Here is a 7,806-nt window from a genome sequence, read left to right as displayed (position 1 = left end):
CCTACGAACCGGACTTGCGCTTGTTCCACACGTCGAACCCGACGGCCGCCAGCAGGGCCAGGCCCTTGATGACCTGCTGCCAGTCGGAGCCGACGTTGAGGAGGTTCATGCCGTTGTTGAGAACACCGAGGACGAGACCGCCGATGATCGCGCCGAGGACGGTGCCCACACCGCCGCTCATGGACGCGCCGCCGATGAACGCCGAGGCGATGGCCTCCAGTTCGTAGTTGAGACCCGCCTTCGGGCCGGCCGCGTTGAGGCGGGCGGCGATCGCCAGACCCGCCAGGGCCGCGAGGGCGCCCATGTTCAGGAAGACGTAGAAGGTGACCTTCTTGTCCTTGACGCCGGACAGCTTCGCCGCCGGCAGGTTGCCGCCGATCGCGTAGATGTGGCGGCCGAAGACCGAGTTGCGCATGACGTAGCCGTAACCGACCACCAGCAGACCGAGGATGATCAGAATGATCGGCGCGCCCTTGTAGCTGGCGAGCAGCATGGTGACGGTGAGCAGCGCGGCGACGATCGCGACGAGCTTGAGCAGGAAGATGTTGAACGGCGCCACGTCGAGCGAGAACTCCCGCTGACGCTTGCGGTCCCGGACCTCCTGGAGCACCACGAAGGTGATCAGGACGAGGCCGAGGAGCAGGGTGAGGTTGTGGTAGTTCGTCTGCGGGCCGGTCTCCGGCAGGAAGCCGTTGCCGATCTTCTGCAGGCCCTCGGGGAAGGGACCGAGGGTCTGGCCCTCCAGCAGGATCTCCGTGACACCGCGGAAGGTCAGCATCCCGGCGAGGGTGACGATGAACGACGGTATCCCGAGATACGCGATGAAGTAGCCCTGGATCGCGCCGGCCACCGCGCCCACCAGCAGACAGAGCACCACGGCGACGGGCCAGGAGACGTCGTGCTGCACGGTGAGTACGGCCGCGAAGGCGCCGACGAACGCGGTCAGCGAGCCGACCGACAGGTCGATGTGGCCCGCGATGATGACCAGCATCATGCCGATCGCGAGGATCAGGATGTAGCTGTTCTGCAGCACCAGGTTGGAGACGTTGCGCGGCAGCAGCAGGTCGCCGTCGGTCCACACCGCGAACAGCGCCACGATCACGCCGAGGGCGATCAGCATGCCGTACTGCCGCATGTTGCGTCGCAGGCCGTCCAGCATCAGCTGGAGCAGACCTCCGCCCGCCGCGCTCCCGCTCTTGCCGGGCGGCGCGGGGGCCGGGCTCTTGGCGGTCACATCCGTGCTCATCGGGTTACCTCTTTGTCCTTCGTCATCTGACGCATCAGCGATTCCTGCGTGGCCTCGGCACGCGGGAACTCGCCTGTCAGCCGTCCTGCGGCCATCGTGTAGATGCGGTCGCACATCCCGAGCAGCTCAGGCAGCTCGGAGGAGATGAAGACGACCGCCTTGCCCTCAGCGGCCAGCTTGTCGATGACCGTGTAGATCTCGTACTTGGCGCCGACGTCGATACCGCGCGTCGGCTCGTCCAGAATCAGCACGTCCGGCCCCGCGAAGATCCACTTGCTGAGGACGACCTTCTGCTGGTTGCCGCCGGACAGCTTGCCCACCGGCTCGAAGACGGTCGGCGCCTTGATGTTCATGGACTTGCGGTAGCTCTCGGCGACCTGGCGTTCCTCGTGCTCGTCGACCACCCCGTACTTGGCGACCTTGCCCAGGGCGCTCAGTGAGATGTTCCGGTTGATGGTGTCGATGAGGTTGAGGCCGTAGTGCTTGCGGTCCTCCGTGACGTACGCGATCCCGTGCTTGACCGCCTCGGGGACGGACTTCGTACGGATCTCCTGGCCGTCCTTGAGGACCGTGCCGCCCGCGTACCGACCGTACGTCCGCCCGAAGACACTCATCGCGAGCTCGGTACGGCCGGCGCCCATCAGACCCGCGATACCGACGATCTCCCCGCGCCGCACATGGATCGAGACGTTGTCGACGACCTTGCGCTGCTGGTCGATCGGGTGGTGCACGGTCCAGTCGCGGATCTCCAGGGCGGGAGCCGCGTCCACCTCCGCCTCGTGCGGGGTGCGCTCGGGGAAACGGTGGTCGAGGTCGCGGCCGACCATGCCGGAGATGATCCGGTCCTCGGTGGTGTCCTCGGCCTTCACATCGAGGGTCTCGATGGACTTCCCGTCGCGGATGATCGTCACCGAGTCGGCGACCTTGCGGATCTCGTTGAGCTTGTGGGAAATGATGATCGAGGTGATGCCCTGGCTCTTCAGCTCCAGGATCAGATCGAGGAGTTTGCCGCTGTCCTCGTCGTTCAGGGCGGCGGTCGGCTCATCCAGGATGAGCAGCTTCACCTTCTTCGACAGCGCCTTCGCGATCTCCACGAGCTGCTGCTTGCCCACGCCGATGTCGGCGACGCGGGTCTCCGGGTGGTCGTCCAGACCGACCCGGCGCAGCAGTTCGGAGGCGTGCCGCAGGGTGTCGTTCCAGTTGATGATCCCGCGCGAGGCGTGCTCGTTGCCCAGGAAGATGTTCTCAGCGAGCGACAGGAACGGCACCAGCGCCAGCTCCTGGTGGATGATGACGATGCCGCGCTGCTCGCTCGCCCGGATGTCCTTGAACTCGCAGACGTCTCCCTCGAAGAGGATGTCGCCCTCGTAGCTGCCGTGCGGATGGACACCGGAGAGCACCTTCATCAAGGTCGACTTTCCGGCGCCGTTCTCACCGCAGATGGCGTGGACCTCGCCCTGGCGGACGGTCAGTGAGACGTCCGACAGCGCTTTGACACCAGGAAAGGTCTTGACGATCGAGCGCATTTCCAGGACGGGTCCCGCCATGGTCGTGCCTTCCAATCAGTAAAGGGTCGACGCTTACTTGAGCTGGTCGGCCGTGTAGTAACCGCCGTCGACGAGGACCTGCTCGTAGTTGGCCTTGTCGACGCTGACCGGCTCCAGGAGGTACGCCGGGACGACCTTGGACCCGTTGTCGTAGGTCTTGGTGTCGTTGGTCTCGGGCTTCTTGTCGTTCAGGGCCGCGTCGACCATGTTCGAGGCGACCTTGGCCAGCTCACGGAGGTCCTTGTAGACCGTCTGCGTCTGCTCGCCCGCCATGATCGACTTCACCGAGGCCAGCTCGGCGTCCTGGCCGGTGAGGACCGGCAGCGGCTTGCTCTTGGAGCCGTAGCTGTCCGACTTCAGGGCCGACAGGATGCCGATGGAGATGCCGTCGTACGGCGAGAGCACCGCGTCGACCTTCTCGCTCTTGTACGACTTCGTGAGGATGTCGTCCATACGCCGCTGGGCGGTGGCGCCGTCCCAGCGCAGGGTGGTGACCTGGGTGAGTTCCTTCTGACCGGACTGGACGACGAGCTTCTTGTCGTCGATGTACGGCTGCAGGACGCTCATCGCGCCGCCGAAGAAGTACTTGGTGTTGTTGTCGTCGTTCGAGCCGGCGAAGAGCTCGATGTTGAAGGGGCCCTTGCCGTCCTTCAGGCCGAGCTTGTCGACGATGTAGTTGGCCTGGAGCTCGCCGACCTTGCTGTTGTCGAAGGAGGCGTAGTAGTCGACGTTCGGGCTGTTGAGGATCAGGCGGTCGTAGGAGATGACCGGGATGTTCGCGTCCTTGGCCTGCTGCAGCACGTTGTCCAGCGACTTGTTGTCGATCGCCGCGATGATCAGCGCCTTGACGCCCTGGGCGATCAGGTTCTCGATCTGGGAGACCTGCTGCTCGGGCTTGTCCTCGCCGTAGACCAGCTTGGTCTTGTAGCCCTTGGACTCCAGGTCCGCGACGACGTTCTTGCCGTCGGAGATCCAGCGCTCGGAGGACTTGGTCGGCATCGCGATGCCGATGGTGGCGCCCTTGGTGCTGCCCGAGGAGTCCTCCGCGCTGCCGCCCTCGGAGCTCTGGCCACAGGCCGAGAGGGTCAGGGCCAGGGAGGCGGCGGTGGCTATGGAGGCGAGAGCGGCTCGGCGAGTACGCATGATCATCTTCCTTGATGTTTATGAGGCCGGGACCCGGACGGGCGAAGAGTTGTGTCGGAGTCTGTGCGACTGCGTCGGGTTCTGTGAAGGGGGGGTTTCCGGAACGTTATGCAGGCGTTCCGAACCGCTTCAGCTCGCCCGGCAGCCGCGAGCCGAGCGGCGCCATGTCGCCGTCCGCTCCGTGCCGTGCGAGGAGGTCCAGGGCCAGCCGGCCGCGCCGTACGCGTTCCTTGGCCGTGGACAGGGTGAGGTCCCGCATGTGGTGCCCGTAGGGGTAGATCCCGGGGGTCTTCGACAGGCCGAACTTCAGATAGATCGGCGCGCCGCGCCGGATCAGCTCGGCGACCTCGTACATCCGCACATAGCCGCCGAGGTCGTCCGGGGCCTCGATGTACATGTCCATGGGGGCGCCGGACACCCGCCGGATCTCGGTGAGGTGGTCGAGCGTCAGATCGCTGGGCACATTGATCGAGTCGCCGCCGAGGTTCTCGTACACGGCGTACGCGGTCGGGTTGACCGGTCCGATCAGCGCCGACACCTTGAAGGTCGTGTCGGCCGGGATGATCCCCTCCACCCGCGCCCTGTGCAGCGTCCACAGCACGCCCTCGTCGGCGACGAGCAGGCACTTCACACCCAGCTCGGTCGCGCGCACGGCGTCCTCGACACACCCGGCGACCGCGTCGTGACCGCGGGCCCTGAGGCCGGCGCCCTTGGAGTCGGTACGGGTGGAGGCGCCGATGTCCCAGGTGCCGCGTGGGCCGGTGAACAGGCAGAGCTCGATGTCGCGCTCGGCCGTCGCCTCCACCATCTCGGTGATCTCGGCGTCGGTGAGCATCCACACGCCGCTGCCCTGGCTGATCCGGTGGATCGGCACATCGAGCCGCGAGGCCTCCTTGAGGACCACGGCGAGCGCCTCGGGCCCCTCGACGGAGGGCACCTCGGTGCGCCAGCTGCCGCCGCCGGGGAAGGAGTGCGGGGAGGCGTCGGAAGGGTCGAGGGCGGGCGCGCCCAGGCCGAGCGCGGCAAGCGCCTGCTCGCCGGGTCGGCGCGGCGCGGGAGCGGTGGTGTCGGTCACAAGCTGTCCTTCACAGGTTCGATATTTCGGACAAGGTTCGCGGCTCTTGGTGCACGGAGCTCTTGGGTGTACGCCGGTACGAAGTCGTCAGGGAGCCCCGTACCGGCGTACGGCTCAGGGGTGTGTCATGGCCGCAGCAGGACCTTTCCGACCGTCGGGTCGCCGGACCCGACCAACTCGATGGCCTGCGGGAACTCCTCCAGCGGCAGCTCGTGCGTGACGAGCGGCAGCGGATCCAGCAGCCCGGCCCCGAAGACCCGCACGGTGTGCGCCCAGGCGTCCGGCGCCGCGCCGAACACGGTGTGCACCTCCAGCTGCCGTACGACGAGATCCGTCGGGTCGAGCCCGTCCGCGCCCGGCGCCGGGATGCCCGTCAGGACCAGCCGCCCGCCGCGCCGCAGCAGGGCGGCGGCCGTGCGCGCCGCGTCCGCGGACCCGGCGGTCTCGATGACGACGTCGAAGTCGCCGGGAAGCTCCTGGTCCTTGGTGCGGAAGTCCGTGGCACCGAACCGCTTCGACAGCTCCGCCCGGTCCGGACGGGTGCCCACGACGAGCAACTCGGCCGGCGAGCCCGCCTTCAGGAACTGAACGGCGAACATGCCGAGCGTCCCCGTGCCCACCACGGCGACCCGCTCGCCCGGGACGGCGTTCGCCTTGAGCGCGGCGGCCGCGATGCACGCGGCCGGCTCCAGCAGCGCCGCCGCCGTCAGATCCGCGTCGTCCGGCAGAACGTGCAGCAGACGGGCGGGCAGCGTGAGGGTCGTGGCCATCGCGCCGGGCTGGGTGAACCCGGTCTCCTCGTACCCCGCCGAACACAGTGTGGTCTCGCCCGCGTGGCAGCGGTCGCACACCTGGCAGTTCCGGAAGCCCTCGCCCACGACCTTGCGGCCTACAAGACTTGAAGGGACACCGTCACCCACGGCCGTGACCGTTCCGGACCACTCGTGGCCCGGCGTGAGGGGGTAACGGACGTACCCCTCCGGCCGGTTGCCCTGAAAGACCTCGCGGTCGCTGCCGCAGATCCCCGAGGCGTGCACCCGGACCAGGGCCTCGCCGGCCTCCGGCTGCCGGGGCTCGTGCGGGACGAGCCGGTGCTCGCCCGGCGCCTCGATGACGACGGCGGTGGCCGCGTCGGGCGAGGCGCTCACTCGGTCCCCTTGGGCTTGCGCTGCTCCCAGCCCTCGGCCCACAGGTCGAAGCGGGCCTGCTGCTGCGGGAACTCCGCCGCCGCGTCCACGTCCAGCTCGACCCCGAGGCCGGGCTTGTCGGACAGGTGGAAGTAGCCGTCCACGACCTCGGGCGCCCCGGAGACGACCTTCTTGATCTCCGCGTCCGCGAAGTCGTTGAAGTGCTCGAGGATCTTGAAGTTCGGGGAGGTGAAGCCGACCTGGAGGGAGGCCGCGGTCAGCACCGGTCCGCCCACGTTGTGCGGCGCGACCAGCGTGTAGTGGGTCTCGGCGGTCGCGGCCAGCTTGCGGGTCTCCCAGATGCCGCCGATGTGGCCGACGTCGGGCTGGATGATGTCCACGGCCTGGCTCTCGAAGAGCTCCCGGAACTCGATCCGGTCGTGGATCCGCTCACCCGTGGCGACCGGGATGTCGACCTTGGCGGCGACCTTCTCCAGCGCCTTCAGGTTCTCCGGCGGGCACGGCTCCTCCAGCCACGCGGGCTTGAAGGGCGCCAGGTCCTTGGCCAGCCGGACGGCGGTAGAGGGCGAGAACCGGCCGTGCATCTCCAGCATCAGCTCGGCGTCCGGCCCGATGGCGTCGCGCACGGCCTCGATCAGGGAGACCGCGTACAGGCTCTGCTGGTGGTCCAGCTCGAAGTGGCCGGTCCCGAAGGGGTCGATCTTGAGCGCCTTGTAGCCGCGCTCCATGACCCCCTGGGCCGCCTTGTGGTACGCCTCGGGGGTGCGCTCGGTGGTGTACCAGCCGTTGGCGTACGCCTTGACCTTGTCGGTGACCTTGCCGCCCAGCAACTGCCAGACCGGTACGCCGAGGGCCTTGCCCTTGATGTCCCAGCAGGCCATCTCGATGACGGCGATGCCGGACATGACGATCTCGCCGGCCCGTCCGTAGTCGCCGTACTTCATGCGCTTGACCAGATCCTCGACAGCGAACGGGTCGGAGCCGAGAATGTGATTGGTCTGTGCCTCGTGCAGATAGCCGAGGAGCGCGTCGGTGTGGCCCAGCATGCGGGTCTCGCCGACGCCGGTGAGTCCCTCGTCGGTGTGCACTTGGACGTAGGTCAGGTTCCGCCACGGCGTCCCGACCACGTGCGTGCTGATTCCCGTGATGCGCACGGTACTCCCTGTCCTCTGTGTCTGTTCGAAATTTCGTCGCTCGTTCGAAATGCTGGTCGCGACAGTAAGGACGACCCGGTCGGAGTGTCAATGGGTCGAACGCATAACGGTTTCGGGTCGATGGCGGCCGAAGGGTCGGGATGACGGGCAAATGATCCGGACCGTCCCCGCCCCGACGCGCCGGTCCACGAGGTTCCTACACAACTTTCACGGGCCCACCCGGGAACGTCACCGCTGCGGAACATAATCTTCCGGCGTCATGGATTACTGCCACCCGTGCCAACGGCACCTCAATGGCGCCCTCTCCTGCTCGGGGTGCGGCGCGTCGGCCGAAGAGTGCCGGGCCCACGCGGACGCGCTGTCCGCCCGGGACGACACGGCCGTCCTCGAACGCGACGACGCGTTCGAGGACGACACCGCGCCCGAGAGCCCGAGCGGCGGGCACCGCGCCCGATCCCGGTCCCAGAGCCGCGGCCGCGGCGTGCGGGCCGGC

Annotated in this window: 6 protein-coding genes and 1 pseudogene; 1 reads left to right on the top strand and 6 read right to left on the bottom strand. The window is 67.7% G+C overall.

Annotated elements, in window-relative coordinates; genetic code table 11:
* Position 1: 1 nt before the first annotated feature.
* The 6 genes from mmsB to ACFU53_RS44645 all read right to left on the bottom strand — a co-directional run bounded on the left by mmsB (position 2) and on the right by ACFU53_RS44645 (position 7,313).
* Positions 2 to 1,246: a multiple monosaccharide ABC transporter permease gene (gene mmsB, locus ACFU53_RS44670; protein ID WP_384005706.1), complete on the bottom strand. Its 1,245-nt coding sequence runs from the start codon at positions 1,244 to 1,246 to the stop codon at positions 2 to 4.
* Positions 1,243 to 2,793, bottom strand: coding sequence for a multiple monosaccharide ABC transporter ATP-binding protein (mmsA, locus tag ACFU53_RS44665; protein WP_384005708.1), 1,551 nt, complete (start codon positions 2,791 to 2,793; stop codon positions 1,243 to 1,245). The genes mmsB and mmsA overlap by 4 nt, the downstream gene beginning before the upstream one ends.
* A gap of 33 nt (positions 2,794 to 2,826) precedes the next feature.
* Positions 2,827 to 3,936, bottom strand: a complete 1,110-nt coding sequence (gene chvE / locus ACFU53_RS44660; RefSeq protein ID WP_384005704.1) for a multiple monosaccharide ABC transporter substrate-binding protein — start codon at positions 3,934 to 3,936, stop codon at positions 2,827 to 2,829.
* 106 nt (positions 3,937 to 4,042) lie between these two features.
* On the bottom strand, positions 4,043 to 5,011 hold the full coding sequence (locus ACFU53_RS44655; RefSeq protein WP_384005702.1) for a hypothetical protein: 969 nt from the start codon (positions 5,009 to 5,011) through the stop codon (positions 4,043 to 4,045).
* Positions 5,012 to 5,136: 125 nt separating this feature from the next.
* Positions 5,137 to 6,159: a zinc-binding dehydrogenase gene (locus tag ACFU53_RS44650; RefSeq protein ID WP_384005700.1), complete on the bottom strand. Its 1,023-nt coding sequence runs from the start codon at positions 6,157 to 6,159 to the stop codon at positions 5,137 to 5,139.
* On the bottom strand, positions 6,156 to 7,313 hold the full coding sequence (locus ACFU53_RS44645; protein WP_384005698.1) for a mandelate racemase/muconate lactonizing enzyme family protein: 1,158 nt from the start codon (positions 7,311 to 7,313) through the stop codon (positions 6,156 to 6,158). Before ACFU53_RS44645 ends, ACFU53_RS44650 begins: the two co-directional genes overlap by 4 nt.
* Positions 7,314 to 7,572: 259 nt before the next feature.
* Here ACFU53_RS44645 and ACFU53_RS44640 point away from each other — a divergent pair.
* Positions 7,573 to 7,806 (top strand): annotated as a pseudogene (locus tag ACFU53_RS44640) (hypothetical protein); the annotation flags it as partial.

It is taken from the genome of Streptomyces sp. NPDC057474 (assembly GCF_042802555.1).
Classification (GTDB): domain Bacteria; phylum Actinomycetota; class Actinomycetes; order Streptomycetales; family Streptomycetaceae; genus Streptomyces.
The sequence above is the reverse complement of the archived record's forward strand: the minus strand, read 5'-3'. Positions and strand labels throughout refer to the sequence as shown.